This is a genomic window from Bacteroidetes bacterium GWF2_43_63, from assembly GCA_001769275.1.
GTDB lineage: Bacteria > Bacteroidota > Bacteroidia > Bacteroidales > DTU049 > GWF2-43-63.
Genome location: MEOQ01000019.1, coordinates 43,091 through 62,191 on the forward strand (window position 1 = coordinate 43,091; position 19,101 = coordinate 62,191).

The following is a 19,101-nucleotide window of genomic DNA, read 5'->3' on the forward strand; positions in this document are numbered from 1 at the left end:
GCTTAACAAATTTGCAGTACTTATTTTATATTTTTGTTTTAGTCAGGAGGTGTGCAAGTCTTGTTTTTTATATATTTGTCATATTAAAATCAATATTTAATTATGGCAATGACTATTGAAGAACTGCGAAAAGAAAGAAACAAATTGTGGCAGTCTATTGTAATTGAAGATTACTCAATATGCTATAACTGTAAAACTAAAGGGCTGAAAGAAGATGATCAGTTCTGCCCGAATTGCCGGTTTCCGCAAAGAGGCACTCAGCAGGAAATGAAAAAGTTTATTTCGGGCATTCATTCTAAACAGTTGTTGCTGATTGACAAAGAAAAAGCCATCCGGAAAGCTCGAAATGTGTTGTATATTCTTGCGGCCGTAAATTTTGGTTTTGGTGTTATTTTCGGATTCATGCAAAAAGTACAGATCCCGCTTGTTTTTGTTATTTGCGCCATTGTGGCCGCCATCTATTTCGGACTGGCCTTATGGAGTACCAAAAAGCCTTTTGCAGCGATTATATCAGGATTCTTTGTTTACATTGTTTTCATTGCAATCAATGCCATTGCTGATCCGCATACACTGTATCAGGGTTTGCTCTGGAAAGTGCTGATTATTTCTGCATTTGTTTATGGCTATATTGGCGCCAGAGATTCTGAGCAACTTGAGAAGGATTTAATTGAGTTACACAATGCCAAAGACCTGACATAGCATGATCTGCCCCGCCTGCAATCATAATAATCATCCGAATGCCCGATTCTGCAGTCATTGCGGTGGGGAACTGTCTGCTCCGGTTTATGTTGCTACGCGCGATATGGGCAGTATTACAAAGACGGTTGTTTTCTTTGTCGTAATGGTTGTTTTCATTGTCAGTCTATATTTTATTGATATCAATTCCAACTACGCCAATATCATTCTGGCAAATATTGTGTTTTCGCTGATTGTTCTTGTGTTTTTTGCAATGGATTTCAGAGATACGCTGAACGTACTGAAGTTCAAAGATCCCGAACCGATGTTGATGACGGCTCTGGCAACCGGGGCTCCTGTATTTGCTCTTGGGGTTTTCTTTTTTGTTGATTATCTCAACAAAAACATATTTGACATTTACATCATTTCCGAATATTATCTGTTTATTGATTCACCTGCTCCATTATTGCTTGCATTGATCTCAACAGCTGTGTTTCCGGCCATCTTCGAGGAAATTGCTTTCAGGGGAGTCCTGTTCAATATGCTTGAACCGTTTGCCGGTAAAACGCCGACGATTTTTATTACAGCCATCATGTTCTCCACGATTCATTTCTCATTGATATCACTTCTCTGGCTGTTTCCGATCGGATTATTATTCGGTTATCTGCGTGCCAGACATAATACGCTTTGGTATGGAATTATCGGACATTTTCTATACAACAGCAGTGTTGTTTTGTACGGAGTTTTGCTTGCATAAATGCGGCTTTGAGTAATTTCTTTTGACTATCTTTGCCGGCTCTAATGAAGAAATACAAACACGTTATTTTTGATCTCGATCGTACCCTGTGGGATTTCGACCGGGTGTCGCATGAGGTGCTTTCAGAGCTGTTTTCAGAGCTTGTGCAGCCACTCACGCAATGCTCGTTTGAGTATTTTCATGGAACCTATGCGGCTATCAATTCAGGTCTCTGGGAACAGTACCGGCGTCATGAAATCGAAAAAGAAATACTGAGGGTGAAACGATTTTCGCTTGCACTCGAAGAAATTGGACTTGATCGTCCCTGGATTGCCAATGAATTGGCTGATGAGTATGTGAAGCGTACTTCAGAACACGCTTATCTGTTTCCGGGAACAATGGAATTACTCAGTTACCTGAAAGATAAAGGATATATTCTTTCTGTTATGACGAACGGTTTTAAAGAAGCGCAATATCCGAAAATTGCGCGCAGCGGCCTGGGTCCTTATTTTGAATATCTTTTTATTTCGGAGGAAATTGGCTACAATAAACCCGATATCCGCATTTTTGAATTTGCGCTGAAAAAAATGGATGCTAATCCCGATGAGGTTCTTTTTGTCGGCGATGATTACGAAGTCGATATCGAAGGAGCCGCTGGTGCCGGCATGGATCAGGTTTTTTTCAATCCACGCATAGAACCGTCGGCCAACAAAAAAGCCGCTACCTACCGCATCTCGGAGCTTTCGGAGCTGATGAAAATTCTGTAGTCGTAGTGCGAAGTTGGGAAACTTCGCACAGCATTGCTCCCAAACTTGCGCACTACTCCTTCACAAACCGCACTGTCTCAAAAACATTTTCTCCACTGAGCTGCAGTAGATAAATTCCTGCAGGGAGCTTAGATACATTCAGTGTTGTGAAGCCATTTTCAAAACAAGTCTGCGAGAGCGTTCTGCCTGAAAGATCCATTAGGGTCAACAGGCCATGATCCGCATCGTTGAATCCATTCACCTGTAAAATGTCTGTTGTGGGATTGGGATAAACACTTAGCCGTGGCGCGTTGGTTTCTTCAACCGACAATGTTGCATGCTGAAATCTTTTAAAGAAATTCCAGATTTCGATGGTGTATGAAATGTCGTTAGCGCCCGGCACCAGCCAGGTGTGATCAGCATTATTGACTTTATAGAACCATACTTCGGAGCCCTGATTGCCGTTCAGATATTTGTATAAATCAATGGTCATACTGTCGGCTTCGATGTCGGGGAGCGCAGTGTGAACAGCTGGGGTGTCGCAATTATTAAATGTTGCCCAGTAAGAAATGAGCTCTTCGGCATCATTTCCATATGCATTTCCGGTGTAAGAAACTGTTCCGTCAGCGGTTCCGTGAAAATGCGCTACAGGTGTTGCCCTGAAAGGGTTACAGGTGCATGCAGTTCCGATAGTTCCGGCGACAGAAGCGATGGCGCAAATTCGGCTGCCCAGCTGGCAGGCCAATCGGTTCGACATGAATCCGCCCATTGAGAAGCCGGTCACGTAAACCCGCGTTAGATCTATGTTGTAGAGTTCCGCTGTTGAATCGATCAGGTTGCTGATGAATCCGATATCATCTACAGTGGGATTCAGCGTCATGCCCATGTAGCTGGCGCCGCTGTTCCATGCTGTGCCGTAGGCGCTGCTCATAGCCTGCGGATACAGCGTTATGAATTGTGCTGAATCCGACAGCAGATGCATTCCAATATTGCTGAAGTTGGTCATATTGTCACCTAGACCATGCAGGCAAATCACCAGAGGAACCGGATTGGTTCCGGTGTAGGAGCTTGCAACATATTCTTTGTAGGAGCGCGTCACTCCGCCCACCTGAATGGTTTTGGTAGTCTGTGCAACCAACGAAAATGAAACGACAGAAAATGCGATGGCTAATAATCTGATTTTCATAGGCGATTTTTTTCAAAGATAAATATTTTTGTCACAAAGGCGCAAATACAAAATGGTTTTGAATGAACATTTCGTTTTACAATTTTAAATAGGTGCTTCGCATCTTTTTTATCCCCGGGACTTTGTCCCGGGCTAAGATCTGTTGCGCCTTCTGCGCAATTTGTGCTGCGCAGCTTTTTTTGCCTTCGGCCACTCAACCTTAACCTGGGCGCGCGTATCCCGCCTGCAACCACGTGAAACGTGGCAAGCTGTTTTACGTTGACGCGTGACCATATTCTCAACCTCAACCTCAACCTTAATCTTAACCTCAGCCTTAACCTCCTCTTATGCTCCCTTCACTCTATGCCTGTGCATTCCGATGGCGTGGTGGATGGCGTCTTCGCCGAAGCGGCGGCGGATCTTGTCGAGCGACTGATAGAGCCGGGTGAGTTCAGGAGTCTCATCAAACAGGTCCAGTTGCTGGTTCCCGCCAATGAGTTCACTGAATCGAATACCGATAAGCCTCACCCTGAGCCGCCTTGAGAATAGTTTTCCGAAAATATCTTTCACATTTTTCACCAGCACATGATCGAAAGCCGTGTAGGGAATTCGTTTCTGCATCGTATGGGTTTCGAAATCGGCATAACGGATTTTCACCGTCACCGTTCCTATAAGCCGGTTGTTTTTGCGCAAACGAAAGGCGAGGCGTTCGGTCATGGAGGAAAGAATACGTTCCATTTCGGCGCGGTCGGTCACATCTGTTTCGAATGTGGTTTCGGAGCTCATCGATTTGGCATCTTCGTACGGCACCACGGGCGTGTCATCCTGTCCATTGGCTTTTTTCCATAGCATGAGCCCGTTTGAGCCCAGCACACGCGTGAGCAGCACCGGCGGCATGCTGCTGAGTACGCCAATATTTACAATACCCATGGAGCGGAGCAGATGGGCTGTTTTTTTCCCGAGCATCGGGATTTTCTGAATCGGAAGCGGATCGAGAAAAGGCTTGATGGCTGGTTGTGCAATTTGGAGCTCTCCGTTGGGCTTGGCTTCGCCGGTAGCGATCTTGCTCACAGTCTTATTTGCCGATAATCCGAACGATATGGGCAATCCTGTTTCATTAATTATGCGTTCACGTAATTCGTGCGACCATTTCAGCGTGCCGAAAAAACGGTCCATGCCGGTCAGGTCAAGATAAAATTCATCAATGCTGCTTTTTTCGTAGAGCGGAGCTCCTTCGCGGATAATGTCGGTTACCATGCGCGAATAGTAGGAATAGCGCTCCATGTCGCCGCGGATGACAACAGCATCGCTGCAAAGCATGCGCGCCATTTTCATGGGCATTCCCGAATGGACGCCGAAGGCCCGGGCCTCGTAGCTGCAACCCGATACTACAGCCCGGTCACTTCCGCCGCCCACCATGACAGGTTTCCCAATTAAAGCGCTGTTCTCTTTTCGCTCCACCGAAACAAAAAACGTATCAAGGTCAATATGCAGGACAGAGCGATCCATATCATGATTAGAAAATAGCCAAAATCCAAGATGATAAATTAGGCAATTTTTGGGTTGTCATGACAATTGTTGAAAAATATTTTTCCCATAAAAAATGTTGAGACGTTGAATTTCAACGTCTCAACAAAATATTTGAAATAAATAAAAATTATTTCGCGTACGCAACCGCGCGTGTTTCGCGGATCACCGTAATTTTGATCTGACCTGGATAGGTCATGGATTCCTGAATACGTTTGCTAAGGTCGAGCGAAAGTTGTGTGGCTGCGCCATCGCTGAGCTTTTCAGCGCCAACAATCACTCGAAGCTCACGACCTGCCTGAATTGCATAGGTTTTCTGCACCCCTTCGTAACTCATGGCGATGGCCTCGAGTTCGTTCAGGCGGTTAATGTAGCTTTCAACCACTTCGCGGCGGGCACCGGGGCGGGCGCCGGAGATGGCATCGCAAGCCTGAACAATAGGAGCGATTAGCGAAGTCATTTCAATGTCTTCGTGGTGAGCACCAATGGCATTCACGATTTCCGGATGTTCTTTATATTTTTCGGCCAGTTTCATACCCAGCTGAGCATGCGGCAGATCTGGCTCGTTGTCGGGAACTTTTCCAATGTCGTGCAGCAGACCGGCGCGTTTGGCCATTTTGGGATTCAGTCCAAGCTCGGCAGCCATAGTGGCGCAAAGGTTGGCAACTTCCTTACTGTGCTGGAGCAAATTCTGACCGTAAGACGAACGGAATTTCATTTTTCCAACCAAACGCATCAACTCGTTACTCATGTTATGAATACCCAGGTCGATGAGGGTTTTCTTGCCAGTTTCAATAATTTCAAGTTCGATATTGGCCTTCACTTTGGCCACCACTTCCTCGATGCGGGCAGGGTGAATACGTCCATCAGACACCAGTTTTTCAAGTGACTGACGTGCAATTTCGCGGCGAACCGGATCGTAAGCGGACAGAATGATGGTTTCAGGGGTGTCATCAATAACGATTTCAACACCTGTTGCAGCTTCCAGCGCTTTGATGTTACGGCCTTCGCGACCGATGATACGGCCTTTAATTTCGTCGTTAGCGATTGGGAATGAAGAAACGGCATTTTCGCCGGCATGATCGGTGGCCGTGCGTTGAATGGTTTCGATGATAATTTTCCGGGCTTCGCGGTGGGCATTGATTTTGGCTTCCTCAACAATATCCTTCACGTGGCTCAGGGCCTCAATTTTAGCTTCTTCCTGCAGTGAGTCAACCAATTGTTTCCGAGCTTCGTCAGCCGACATGCCTGAAACGGCTTCAAGTTGTTCCACACTCTGTTTGTGCATTTTGGAAACATCTTCCAGCTTTTTAGTAAGAATTTCTGTTTGAGCTGTAAGATTGTCTTTGAGCGTCTGAGATTCTTTTTGTTTTCGTTGAATTTCTTCGCTTCGCTGGTTCAGCGACATTTCGCGCTGTTTGAGTTTGTTTTCAATGCTCAGTATCCGTTTGTTCTGTTCCTGATTTCGCTTTTCGATTTCAGACTTCATTTGAATAAACTTCTCCTTGGCTTCGAGAATTCTGGTTTGCTTGATCATATCCGCTTCCCTGTTGGCATCATCGATCAGGAATTTTTTCTTCCTGTCGGCGTTTTTGCGGAAAATGAAAGCCCAGAGAAGTACAGCAATCACCAGGACTACCACTTCCAGTACTAACATTAACACATTGTTTTCCATAGTTCTTTTTCGTTTAATTAAAAAACCCGCATAGTCATCAGGGAGTTTCAAACCCCCGATAAAAATGTTTTGGAGTTAACCAGTGCATTCAGGCTTCCATTGTTTCCATTGCTGGAATTCCTTTCGGATATGGCCTGCCTTAGGGCCCTATGAGTCTTCCCCTCGATTGATTCTGTTGAGGTTTATCAACCATAAAAACTGATGAACTACGCGGGTAGTATTTTAATTAAAAGAACTATACTGCCTTGACCAGCAGTTGGTTAATTTCAGATAATCTTGAAACTAGCTCTTCGTGGCTGCCGTTAATATCGGATGTTTCCTTTTTCGACAGGGCTGCGGAAGTATTGAGCAGAATCATAGCCAGAATATCCTGCATATCCTTGCTGGGATATTGCTTATTGAAATCCTTAATGCGGCTGTTGATCGATTCTGTTGCATTTCTGATTACCATTTCATCTTCTTTTTCAACAGACAGTGTATATTTCCTGTTGGCCAGCGTCACGGTTATTTTTACCAATCCACTCATCCTAATCTTCCAGCATTAAAATACACTTATCTATTTCGCGTATAAGTTCGTTCAGTTTTTTTCTGGCTGATTCAGAACCGATCCCGTTATCCACCCCTTCAGTAATCTGACGTGCAGTGAGTAAAATCTCAGTGTTTGTCAGCCGTTGCTTCATTGCATCGTTTTCTGTCTGCAACCGGAGGCTCTCCTCTTTCAGAAACTCAATGTCTTTCCGGTAGAGATCAAGTTGTCCAGTAAGTTTTCTGACATTGTTGTCAATTTCAGAAAGCAACTGATTTATCTCTTTCATTTGGAAAGAATTTGAATTGCAAAGATATGAAAACTTTGCCGGATATCAATAAAGTATTTGATTTAAAATAAAAAAAGGGCCGTCCGACGTAAAGCGGACAGCCCTTTTTAGCAGCTATTATTGATTATTCAACAACAAGTTTCTTAGAAGCTGTAACTCCATCAGCAACAATAGAATAGTAGTAAATACCAGTATTCAGATCGTTGCAATTCAGGGTGTACTTTGCAGCACCGGCCTGATTGTCAAGGTTCTCAGAGATAATGAGACGGCCAGCCATGTCATACAGGTTGAAATAAACGCTTCCGGCATTTTGTTTCAGGTTGTATGAAATTACAGTGTTATCTGTTGCAGGATTTGGCTGTGCATTAAGCATTCCAACCATTGCGTTTTCAGAGATTGAAGTGTTAGTTGAAACAGTCACTTTTGAAGAGATGCAGATATTCTGTGTGAAAACTTCACTGTCAACACCTTCAATGTATCCGTCAACGCCATCGCAATCATAATATACATCGAGCCAGGTACCGCTACTGTACTGAGGAAGCAGGCCGTAGGAGGTCCAATGACTATACATTACGAATGAGTTCGGATAGAACTGTGATTTTAAACAAAATACTTCCATGGATCCACAGCCTGTTCCGGCATCAGAGAATCCGGCAATAAATCCGCAAGAGTCAGCAGCGTCGCCATGATACTCAAGGATAACTCCAAAAGACTTGGCTACTAAATCAAGATTGGGTTCAAAGCCAAGCATTGTTGTTTGCATCCAGTCATTGCCGGTTGAAAGACCTGTTGTTGTAATTACGGTGTCGCTCCACAGTGGGGTGCCAGTTGCAGTAACAGCTCCTGAGGTGGCCAACGGGAAAATTTTCACGATGAATGTATCAGGAGTTCCTGAATTGTTTTCGTGACCGACAAAGGCAAAAATTGAATCCACATGAAGTGAAGTAATGTCTTCTACATACATCATTGTGTTGTAGTCAAACATTTCCTTAAAGGCAACACCGCATTTCAGCATGGTGCTGTCGAGAGCGGTTGCATTCATGTTGAAATCCCAGATGTAACGAGTGTAAGTTCCAACACCCATGAGCTCTTCGGCATAATCATAATCGAGATAAAAAGTTGAGGTTGCTTTGTCAGTGGCAGCCGGTTTAACAACTTTTACGGGTTTTGAGGGCTGATCTGTGGTAATAAACTGTGCCTGAGTGAAACCCAGAAATATTACGCTGAACAGAACAGAAAATAACAATTTTTTCATTTTGTTTGTTTTGGTTAAACAGATTTGTTTACAAGACAAAAGTAGCAAATATTTTGTTGCATGGGAATCCAATTTTTCATTTTTTCGACCGATGCCGGATTATACTCTGCCGTTAAATTAATCCATAAAAAAAAGGGTGCATCAGCGCCCCTTTTTTTAATTGAGTTTTATTCAGGTGTAGCACAGGTGCAGAAAATGTTCCGGTCACCATAGGCATCATCGATTCGTGTTACGGTTGGCCAGTATTTCAGCGCATCCTTGCGATGACAGGTGGCTTTTTCGCGCGAATAGGGTTTGTTCCAATTGTCTGTGGCAACCATTTCCACCGTGTGCGGAGCATGTTTCAGCACGTTGTTTTCCTTGTCGCATTTTCCTTCAGCCACTTCCCTGATTTCCTCACGGATGGCCAGCATGGCATCAATAAAACGGTTGAGCTCTGACATAGGTTCGCTTTCCGTAGGTTCAACCATCAGGGTTCCGTGAACCGGAAAGCCCAGTGTTGGAGCGTGAAAGCCATAATCCATCAGTCGCTTGGCGATGTCGGTTTCTGTTACTCCGTCCTTGTGGAAAGCATTGCAATCAACGATGAATTCGTGCGCAACAAACCCATGGTCGCCTTTATATAATATATTGTAATGTGGTTCCAGCTTTTTCATCAGGTAGTTGGCATTCAGAATGGCATATTCAGTAGCTTTCTTAAGCCCTTCTCCTCCCAAAAGTTTAATATAAGCGTAGGAAATGGGAATTACATAAGCACTGCCAAATGGCGAGGCCGCAACAGCTGAAATCGCTTTTTCGCCACCGGTTTTCACCATCACATGTCCCGGAAGGAATGGTGACAGGTGTCTGGCAACGCCGATGGGACCTACGCCGGGGCCGCCGCCACCATGAGGAATTGCAAATGTTTTGTGCAGATTCAGGTGACAAACATCAGCGCCAATGAAGCCAGGGCTCGTATATCCGACCTGCGCATTCATGTTTGCTCCATCCATATAAACCTGCCCGCCGTGTGAATGGATGATGTCCATGATTTCAATTACTGCTTCCTCAAAAATTCCATGAGTTGAAGGGTAAGTAATCATCAGTGCCGAAAGATCTTTTGAGTGTTCATCCGCTTTTTGCTTCAGATCGGCGATATCAATATTGCCTTTTTCGTCGGCTTTTATAACAACGATCTTCATTCCGGCCATGGCTGCACTGGCGGGATTGGTGCCGTGAGCAGAACTGGGAATCAGACACACGTTACGGGCTGAGTCACCACGACTTTCGTGATAGGCACGAATAACCATAAGTCCGGTATATTCGCCGGCCGCACCGCTGTTGGGCTGGAAACTCACTTTATCGAATCCCGTTATTTCGGCCAGCAATTGTTCGAGTTCAGCCAGCATGGTCAGATATCCTTTGGCCTGATCGGCGGGTACAAAAGGATGGATGTTGCCGTATTCCGGCCAGCTCATGTAAAACAGTTCTGTAGCTGCATTTAGTTTCATGGTACAACTTCCTAGCGGAATCATGGCGCGGTCGAGTGCCAGATCTTTGTTGCGCAGGTTGGTAATATAGCGCATCATGTCGGTTTCGTTCCGATATGAATGAAAAACTTTATGGGTGAGATATGAACTTTTGCGGTCAAATGCTGCGTCGAAGGTCCTTATTAATTCACATTCAGCAGGCTTGCAGACATAGGGAGTATGCTGCTTTCCGACAGCTGAAGCCAGAAGATCGGCAATAGTATTAATGTCATCAAGCGTTGTAGTCTCATCAATGCTGATTCCGATGAGCTTGCTGTCGATGTAGCGGAAATTCATCTCATTCTGCAGCGCAAGTTTGCGGATTTCATCCATATTTACGCCATCCGGAATCTGAATCTGAACAGTGTCGAAGTAGTTTTCGTTGATCTGCTTGTACCCAACTTTCTCAACTTCAGCGCTGAGAACACCGGCCAGAATATTCATGTGACGTGCAATTTCCTTCAGGCCATCCGGTCCGTGATAAACTGCGTACATTCCTGCCATAATGGCGAGCAATGCCTGGGCTGTACAGATGTTTGAAGTGGCGCGTTCACGCTTGATATGCTGCTCGCGGGTCTGCAGAGTCATGCGGAGCGCGCGGTTTCCGAGCGCATCTTTCGAAACGCCGATTATGCGGCCCGGCATCGTGCGGACAAATTCTTCTTTCGTAGCCATGAATGCGGCCGACGGACCACCATATCCCATCGGAATTCCTAAGCGCTGAGTTGAACCTACAACGATGTCTGCGCCCCATTCTGCAGGCGGTGTCAGCAGTGTAAGGGCCATCAGGTCTGCAGCAACTGCCAGCATGGAACCGTTGGCGTGAACTTTCTCTGCAAATTCGCTGTAGTCCTGAATTTTTCCGTACTGATTCGGATATTGAACGAGGGCACCGAAAGTTTTTTCGTTGAAATTATATGATTTTACACAATCTACCACAACGTCAATTCCAAGTGGAATAGCCCGGGTTCTGATAACATCGAGGCTTTGCGGCAATATTCCGTGCGACACAAAGAATTGATTGGCGCCGGCTTTTACTTTGTCGCGCTTACGGGTGTTGTAGGTCATGAGCATTGCTTCGGCAGCAGCAGTGGCTTCATCGAGCAGGGATGCATTTGAGATGGGCATGCCTGTGAGGTCAGAAACGACTGTCTGAAAATTGAGCAATGCTTCGAGTCGTCCCTGGCTTATTTCGGCCTGATATGGGGTGTAGGAAGTGTACCAACCCGGACTTTCGAGAATGTTGCGGAGGATGACGCCGGGAATGATGGTTCCGTAGTATCCCATGCCAATAAAGGACTTGAATATTTTATTCTGTGCCCCAAGACTTTTCAGAAGGCTTTGGGTTTCATATTCATTCAGACCCGGGCCAATATTGAGATTCTTTGGATTGATGATGCTTTTTGGGATTGTTTTTTCAATTAGTTCTTCGCCTGATGAAACCCCGATGGTTTTGAGCAAAGTCTGTTTCTCTTCTTCCGATGGCCCTATATGCCTGAAAGTAAAATTATTGGTGATCATGGGTCTGTTGATTTGTTGATTCGGGCAAAATTACCTTATTTTTTTTGAACTACTCATGCAATCTGCTGATATTTCTCAGTATATTTGACAAAATATTTCATGGGGCGCCTTTACATGCTTTTTTTTCTCCTGATTGTTTGTGCATGCGGGATTTCGCAGGCACAGGATACGTTGTATATGATGTCGGGCAGGCTGAAAACCAATATTAATGTGCTCGAAATGGATTCGACAAAAATTGCCTATGCCCCTGGTCGCAGTATTAAAGTTAACAGCCGTGGACTGGTAAGAACAAAATACAAGGAACGTCAGGATGTTTTTGAAATTTGGTATGAAGACAGCACGCGCGAACTGGCCTATATTATGGATTCGTCAGGGTTTATTATTACGCCTGAGCAGGCTCGTTCCTATGTTGATGGCTGCCACGATGCTTTTCAGTATTCGCATAACAGGATTGTCGGACCAATTTGTTACGTCGTTACCCTGAGCAGTATTTTTATTTTGCCCCCAATTGCAGTCATAGCCGTTCCATGTGTGTTTAGCGCAGCTACAGCCATTTTTACACCCGAATTTCCAGTCGACAAGGTTGATGAATCTCAGGTGAACAAATATTACATTCTTGGATATCAGGACACGCGCAAGATCAAAAAAGTGAAATCTTCCATGTTTTTCGGAATTGCTGCCATTGCCACTGGTTTTGCTTTTTCATTCCTGACAAATTAATGCTGATTGGTTTATAATCACTACTTTTGCAATCCCAATATGTAACCCAAAAATTTTCATGGCATTATTCGGAATTTTCGGAAAAGAGAAAAAGGAAAGCCTTGACGATGGTTTGAAAAAGACCCGCGAAAATGTGTTTGCACGCATATCGCGAGCTGTCGCCGGAAAATCAAAAGTAGATGATGAGGTGCTTGACAGCCTCGAAGAGGCACTCATTTCTTCGGATGTGGGTGTTGAAACTACGTTGAAAATTATTGAACGGATTCAGAACCGGGTTTCCCGTGATAAATATGTTGGAATCGATGAACTCAACCATATTCTGAGAGATGAAATTGTTCTGATGCTCGATGAAAACAGCAATCCTGGTTCAGTGCAGCCTGGCGATGTTCCAACTTATGTTATTTTAGTTGTTGGGGTGAATGGCGTTGGAAAAACCACCACCATCGGAAAACTGGCCTATCGTTTTAAAAACGCGGGTAAATCCGTAGTGATTGGGGCGGCCGATACGTTCCGGGCAGCAGCAGTCGATCAGCTGAAAGTCTGGGCTCAGCGCGCAGGTGTCGATATTGTCGAAAAAGGAATGAATGCCGATCCTGCATCGGTGGCATATGATACAGCCGTATTTGCAAAAACAAATAATTATCAGGTGGCCATTATTGACACGGCCGGACGTCTGCACAACAAAATTAACCTGATGAATGAGCTGGGAAAAATTAAAAAAGTTGTACAAAAAGTTTTTCCCGATGGGCCCCAGGAAGTCTTGCTGGTGCTGGATGCATCAACCGGACAAAATGCTTTTGAGCAGGCCAAACAATTCACGGCAGTCACTGATGTTAATGCACTGGCACTTACAAAACTTGATGGTACAGCCAAGGGTGGGGTAGTCATTGGAATATCGGATCGTTTCAGTATTCCGGTGAAATACATTGGAATCGGTGAAAAAATCGATGACATCCAGATTTTCGATAGCGCAGAATTTGTTGACAGTCTTTTTAAAAATTAGCAAATTGATATCAGTAGTTCGTGGTCAGTAGCCAGTGGTCAGTGGCCAGTTAGATTTCGATCACTACTCACAACTGACTACTATAAATGGTTTCTGTTATGAAAAAAAGTAAAGTTGGTATAATAACCATGGGCTGTCCCAAAAATCTGGTTGACAGTGAAAAGCTGGCAGCAATGCTGGCCGGCGAAGGATTTGAAGTGGAGCATGAACAGGCCGATGCAGATATCATCATCATCAACACCTGTGGATTTATAAATGATGCAAAAGAAGAATCCATCAACGAAATTTTGAATCACACATCAAGAAAAAACGCGAATAAAAATCTGAAAGTTATTGTCACCGGTTGTTTGACAGAGCGATACCGCGAAGATCTGAAAAAAGAAATTCCTGAAGCAGATGTTTTTTTCGGTGTGAATGAATACGACAAAGTTGTAGAGTATATAACAGGTAAGTCTGAAAAGCTGCAGCCAGAACGGATTCTGGGTACTCCAGCACATTATGCATATCTGAAAATTTCGGAAGGGTGCAATCGCACCTGCAGTTTTTGTGCAATTCCTCTGATACGCGGGCAGCATGTGTCGGTGCCGGAGGAAGAACTTCTGAAAGAGACTGAATTACTGGCTTTGCAAGGAGTGAAGGAACTAATTGTGATTGCTCAGGATACGGTAAGTTACGGACTTGATTTGTATGGTGAACGCCGCATTGCGCGGTTGCTTCGCAAGCTTTCTGAAATAAAAGGAATTCAATGGATTCGTTTAATGTATACCTATCCAGCAGGTTTTCCTGATGATCTGATTGAAGAAATTGCAGTGAATCCGAAAATTGTAAAGTATATCGATCTGCCGCTGCAACATATAAGCACTTCCATACTGCATAATATGAAACGTTCGATTGACAGGGAATCTACGGAAGCACTTGTATCGAAGATCAGAAGCCGTATTCCGGATGTCGCCATTCGAAGCACATTCATTGTGGGTTATCCCGGTGAAAAGGCAAGTGACTATACGGAACTGGTACAATTTATTAAGGAATCGAAGTTTGAACGCTTCGGCGTTTTTGCATATTCTCCGGAAGAAAGTACAGCTGCCTTTTTGCAGAAGGACAACATTCCGCATAAAACGAAAATGCTCCGAATGTCCGGATTGCTTAGATATCACGAAAAGGCATCGATTGAATTCAATAAAAAGCTTGTTGGAAAAACGTTGCCGGTTATCGTGGATGAGTATAATGCGGATGAAAAATGTTTTTATGGACGCACACCCATCGATGCTCCTGAAATTGACAATATTGTGCGTTTGTTTGTTGGCAGCGATCACACATTAAAGCCCGGCGATATTGTTGAGGCGAAGGTTATTTCCTCCGGAATCTTTGATATTGATTGTGAGTTTTAAATTCTACGATGGATATCTGGTGGGCGTCTCGAAAAACCTCATTTTGTATGCAATTAACATGTCTTTTTTAATTTTTAAATGCTGAAAAGGTGTTGATTGTTTCGATATTTCGACGGAGTTTACCCCGCTGACGACATTTCGACTCCGCTCAATGTGACAGCGGCGGGGCTCAATATGATAAAAAATTGGTTTTTAGAAATGCCCATCTGTAACTGATAAAAAATTTCAACTTTTTTAAATCTGTTGTGTTGTTTAAATAAAGTTGTATATTTGTCGCACAAAACGGATTTATACATCCTCCCTATTTTTTAGTATTTCCCAAACTACCAAACCCTTCTTACATGCAGGAAAAGCCAGATCTTAACAAGATGCTGTTGCCCGATTTACGTGAGTACGCAACTTCATTAAATATTAAAGGCATATCAACCATTCGCAAGCCAGAATTGCTGCGCCTTATCAACGAAGCATTATCAGGAAAAACACCCAAAGAAGAAAAGTTTATTCCACAACCGGAAATTGTTGCCGCTGATCCATTTATAGTTGAGGAAAAAATCGAATCGACCGAAATTGATAATCAAGAACCTCAAATCAAAAGAAAGAGAATAGACACGGTAGTGGACGATGTTCTTGCACCTCCTGTCAAGGAAGATACAAGTCCTGTTATTCCACCCGTAGTTTCTGAAACACCGGTGCATGAAAATCCCGTACAACCCGCTTCGGAAGACAATAATCAGTCAGGTGAAAACTTCCCTGCGCATAATAAATTTCGCAAGGATTTTAAAAACGGCGGTGATTTTTCCTTTAAAAAGAAAAAGCCATGGCAGCGCGATGGATATGTTCCGATAAACAAAGGCAACAATCCGCAACAGAACAATCCGCAACAAAACAATCAGCAGAAACAATATTCGAAAGATGATATTTTGCTTCCGCTTGACCCGATAGATGAGTTTTCGGAAGAGCCACTGACAACTATTGAAAACAATAAGGAATTGAATGAAAATCCGGTGGTCAAAAATGTGCCGCCTGTTGTTCAGGATAGGCCCATTCATCAGCATAATCAGCAGCATCAGCCGCGACCTGAAAAGCCGGCTCCTTTCTTTGAGCTCGATGGCGTTGTAACCGCCGAAGGTGTGCTGGATCTCGTACCCGAAGGGTTCGGATTTCTGCGTTCATCAGATTACAATTATCTGAATTCTCCCGACGATGTTTATGTAAGTCAGAGTCAGGTGAAAATGTTCGGACTAAAAACGGGCGACACTGTTGAATGCACGATTCGTCCGCCAAAAGATGGTGAGAAGTATTTTACTACAGTAAAAATTTTAAATGTAAACGGAATGGAAGCGGAAAAAATCCGCGACCGCATCCCATTTGATTTTCTCACACCATTGTTCCCGATAAAAAAATTCAAGCTTACCGGACACCCTGATGAAACCATGACGAGCCGCGTCATTGATTTGTTTTCGCCCATCGGAAAAGGTCAGCGCGGATTGATTGTTGCGCAACCAAAAACCGGTAAGACCGTCATTTTGAAAGAGCTCGCCAATGCCATTGCATACAACCATCCTGAAGCATATCTGATCATTTTGCTTATTGATGAACGCCCGGAAGAAGTGACCGATATGCAGCGCAGCGTTCGCGCTGAAGTAATTGCTTCCACTTTTGATGAGCCGGCCGATAAGCATGTGAAGATTGCCAACATTGTTCTTGAAAAAGCAAAACGTATGGTAGAGTGTGGCCATGATGTTGTGATTCTGCTCGACTCAATCACACGTCTGGCGCGAGCATACAACACTGTTGCGCCTTCATCCGGCAAAGTCCTTTCAGGAGGAGTTGAATCAAATGCTCTGCAGAAACCAAAAAGATTTTTTGGCGCTGCCCGTCAGATCGAAAACGGCGGATCGCTCACCATCATTGCCACGGCTCTGATTGATACCGGTTCAAAAATGGATGAAGTTATTTTTGAGGAATTTAAAGGAACCGGAAATATGGAATTACAGCTCGATCGCAAGCTGTCGAATAAGCGTATTTATCCGGCTATTGATATTGTTGCATCCAGCACCCGGCGCGACGATCTGCTTGTTGCCAAAGAAGTTCTGCAACGCGTGTGGATCTTGCGGACACACCTGGCCGACATGAATCCGCTCGAGGCAATGGGTTTCATACAGGATCGAATGAAGTTCACCAAAACGAACGAAGAGTTTCTGATGACGATGAATTCGTAGAAAATTGAGATGTGGAAATGTGGGACTTCGTCCATGTGATGCTCCGCATATGTGGGAATACAATAAATTTCTATGATGTGTAAATGTGGTGCTATGCACATGATCCGCCTTCCGCGGATTAAATTCCAATGTGGGAACACGAGATGATCACTTTTATCTTTTGTCTTGAGTTGATGTTAAGATGGGCGGTTCACGTGTAACGTGACACGGTTGTCCATGTGCGGCTTCGCCGATGAGTGAATATAAGTGATATTGAAACGAGAAAGTAAAAATTCGTTGCTTATTTCATTTTATTCCAGGTTCTGTAAAGCGGTCGTTCATACTTCATGGGTAACCCTCCATTATCATATTCGATGTATTTTTCTGAAATAAGGGTTAATGATTTATCATCGTTTCTTTTGAAGCATATTTCTAAAGTGCCAGAAACTCGGTGATTAGCGCCTGTCCTGTATCCGGATACAAAAATATTTGTTTCTATAATTTTCCGTTCAGTGTGAATATTTAAAACAATTAAGTCTCTATATGACAGCATGCAATTCAAGTCGATAGGAATTTCTGAAATTGTGAAGGCAGTGATAAAAACACTGTCTTTGATAAAAAATGATGTGTAGCAATCACTCAACCTGTTAGATAAATCAATAATCCTGACAGTTGTGTTAATTGAATTTGCATTTATTGAATCAAGTCCCAGCGAATTAATTACTCCACGATTATTTACAATGCTTTGAGAAAACGTACAGGTGCTTTTTTCTGACATTTTCAAAACAGAGCAAGAGCTAAACAATATTGATAAAATTACAAACGAAAGAGAAATGAAATACTTCATTTTATAAGTGTTATTATACAAAAATAGCTTTTTTTGAGTTGTAGGTCATTGGATAGTTTCTATTTTAATCTATAACCCAGAGCTTGCCACTCATTACTTATAACTGTTGCAGCATCTCGTATTCACACATGTCCACATCAGCGAAGCTGCGCATTTCCACATTCAATTATCCGATTTTTCTCGCGCCATTTTCGATGGAAACCTCATAATAAAAAGGTTTTTTGCCGAATTGTTTTTCGAATGCTGCGGTTGTCGATTTCATGAAGGATTGATATTCTTTTGCGGAAATCAGATTGATGGTGCATCCGCCAAAGCCGCCTCCCATCATTCGCGCGCCCGCTACTCCCGGAAAATTGCGTGCAAATTCCACCAGAAAATCGAGCCGGTCGCAACTCACTTCATATTGTTTGCTAAGTCCGTCGTGTGATCTGAACATTTCTTTTCCGAAAGAAATAAAATCATCCTGTTTCAGTGCTTCGCAGGCCCGCATCAGACGCTCGTTTTCCTGAATAACATATAAACAACGCTGGAATACAACCGGCGATAATTTTTCTTTTGATTTGTTAAGCATAACCTCCGAAACATCGCGCAGACTCTCTGCTTCGGGATGTGATTTCTGAATGATGGCAACGCCTTCTTCGCACTGAGCGCGCCGCACATTGTATTCCGAATTGGCAAGAGCGTGCTTAACGCGCGTGTCTATCAAGAGCAATTTGTATCCTTGCGGGCGGAATGGAATCATTTCGTATTCAAGTGAGCGGCAATCGAGACGAATGAGTTTTTCTTTTTCACCGTGCAGCGATGCAAACTGATCCATGATGCCACAGCGAACGCCTGCGTAGTTGTGTTCAGTCATCTGTCCGATTTTTGCCAGTTCTTTTTTCGAAATATTGAAATGATTCATGTCGTTGATGGCAAAAGCAAAAGCCGATTCAAGCGCCGCCGACGATGACATTCCGCCGCCTCTTGGTATATTTCCACGAAACACACAATCGAATCCTGGAGCGGTAAATCCGCGTTCTTTCATTTCCATGACGACACCGATGATGTAGTTGGCCCAGGATAAATCAGATTTCTGACCATTGGCTTCAAACGTTATTTCTTGTTCAAGGTCAGCCGCAAAAATATTGTAATGCTCATTGTAATTCGGAGCAATTTCCAGTATCACCGATTTATTGATGGCGCCAGGCAAAACAAATCCATTGTTGTAATCGGTGTGTTCGCCTATCAGATTCACGCGTCCGGGAGCAGCATACATAGCCCCTTTGCTGCTGAATTTATTATAGAACAGACTTCTGATTTCGTCAATCATAGAA

Annotated in this window: 16 protein-coding genes; 7 read left to right on the plus strand and 9 right to left on the minus strand. The window is 43.8% G+C overall.

The annotated features are described in order from the left end of the window. Positions 1 to 102 precede the first annotated feature (102 nt). Genes A2W93_13155 through A2W93_13165 form a run of 3 tightly spaced genes read left to right on the plus strand, consistent with a single transcriptional unit; the run spans position 103 to position 2,178 of the window. The gene (locus tag A2W93_13155) at positions 103 to 699 is read left to right on the plus strand and encodes a hypothetical protein (protein OFY55131.1); all 597 of its coding nucleotides are present in this window, start codon (positions 103 to 105) and stop codon (positions 697 to 699) included. A 1-nt stretch (position 700) separates the two neighbouring features. Next, positions 701 to 1,432, plus strand: a complete 732-nt coding sequence (locus A2W93_13160) for a hypothetical protein (protein OFY55132.1) — start codon at positions 701 to 703, stop codon at positions 1,430 to 1,432. A 44-nt stretch (positions 1,433 to 1,476) separates the two neighbouring features. Further along, the gene (locus tag A2W93_13165) at positions 1,477 to 2,178 is read left to right on the plus strand and encodes a noncanonical pyrimidine nucleotidase, YjjG family (protein ID OFY55133.1); all 702 of its coding nucleotides are present in this window, start codon (positions 1,477 to 1,479) and stop codon (positions 2,176 to 2,178) included. A 52-nt stretch (positions 2,179 to 2,230) separates the two neighbouring features. On the opposite strand, the gene A2W93_13170 is transcribed toward A2W93_13165, so the two are convergent. The 7 genes from A2W93_13170 to A2W93_13200 form a co-directional block, all read right to left on the minus strand. Then, positions 2,231 to 3,343 carry a hypothetical protein gene (locus A2W93_13170; protein OFY55134.1) on the minus strand — a complete coding sequence of 371 codons (1,113 nt, stop codon included), beginning with the start codon at positions 3,341 to 3,343 and terminating at the stop codon, positions 2,231 to 2,233. Between the two features lie 324 nt (positions 3,344 to 3,667). Next, entirely contained in the window at positions 3,668 to 4,831 is a 1,164-nt protein-coding gene (locus A2W93_13175; GenBank protein OFY55135.1) for a DNA polymerase IV, read from the minus strand. Positions 4,832 to 4,979: 148 nt separating this feature from the next. After that, the gene (locus A2W93_13180) at positions 4,980 to 6,506 is read right to left on the minus strand and encodes a ribonuclease Y (protein ID OFY55181.1); all 1,527 of its coding nucleotides are present in this window, start codon (positions 6,504 to 6,506) and stop codon (positions 4,980 to 4,982) included. Between the two features lie 253 nt (positions 6,507 to 6,759). Continuing rightward, positions 6,760 to 7,050, minus strand: a complete 291-nt coding sequence (locus tag A2W93_13185; protein OFY55136.1) for a hypothetical protein — start codon at positions 7,048 to 7,050, stop codon at positions 6,760 to 6,762. A 1-nt stretch (position 7,051) separates the two neighbouring features. Then, positions 7,052 to 7,339, minus strand: coding sequence for a hypothetical protein (locus tag A2W93_13190; protein OFY55137.1), 288 nt, complete (start codon positions 7,337 to 7,339; stop codon positions 7,052 to 7,054). Between the two features lie 124 nt (positions 7,340 to 7,463). Then, positions 7,464 to 8,594: a hypothetical protein gene (locus A2W93_13195; protein ID OFY55138.1), complete on the minus strand. Its 1,131-nt coding sequence runs from the start codon at positions 8,592 to 8,594 to the stop codon at positions 7,464 to 7,466. Positions 8,595 to 8,761: 167 nt separating this feature from the next. Next, entirely contained in the window at positions 8,762 to 11,623 is a 2,862-nt protein-coding gene (locus A2W93_13200; GenBank protein OFY55139.1) for a glycine dehydrogenase (aminomethyl-transferring), read from the minus strand. Positions 11,624 to 11,722: 99 nt separating this feature from the next. Between A2W93_13200 and A2W93_13205 the strand changes: the two genes are divergently transcribed. From A2W93_13205 to A2W93_13220, 4 genes are all read left to right on the plus strand, one after another. Continuing rightward, a complete protein-coding gene (locus A2W93_13205; protein OFY55140.1) occupies positions 11,723 to 12,343 on the plus strand; it encodes a hypothetical protein in 621 nt (206 codons plus the stop codon). 58 nt (positions 12,344 to 12,401) lie between these two features. Continuing rightward, complete coding sequence (locus A2W93_13210; protein OFY55141.1) at positions 12,402 to 13,346, plus strand: signal recognition particle-docking protein FtsY; 945 nt, start codon at positions 12,402 to 12,404, stop codon at positions 13,344 to 13,346. An 86-nt stretch (positions 13,347 to 13,432) separates the two neighbouring features. Further along, entirely contained in the window at positions 13,433 to 14,737 is a 1,305-nt protein-coding gene (locus A2W93_13215) for a ribosomal protein S12 methylthiotransferase RimO (GenBank protein ID OFY55142.1), read from the plus strand. Positions 14,738 to 15,078: 341 nt separating this feature from the next. Beyond that, positions 15,079 to 16,959 carry a transcription termination factor Rho gene (locus A2W93_13220; protein ID OFY55143.1) on the plus strand — a complete coding sequence of 627 codons (1,881 nt, stop codon included), beginning with the start codon at positions 15,079 to 15,081 and terminating at the stop codon, positions 16,957 to 16,959. Between the two features lie 280 nt (positions 16,960 to 17,239). Here the strand turns inward: A2W93_13220 and A2W93_13225 are convergent, their stop codons facing one another. Further along, positions 17,240 to 17,785, minus strand: coding sequence for a hypothetical protein (locus tag A2W93_13225; GenBank protein ID OFY55144.1), 546 nt, complete (start codon positions 17,783 to 17,785; stop codon positions 17,240 to 17,242). Positions 17,786 to 17,951: 166 nt separating this feature from the next. Further along, positions 17,952 to 19,097, minus strand: coding sequence for a galactokinase (locus A2W93_13230; GenBank protein ID OFY55145.1), 1,146 nt, complete (start codon positions 19,095 to 19,097; stop codon positions 17,952 to 17,954). Positions 19,098 to 19,101 lie beyond the last annotated feature (4 nt).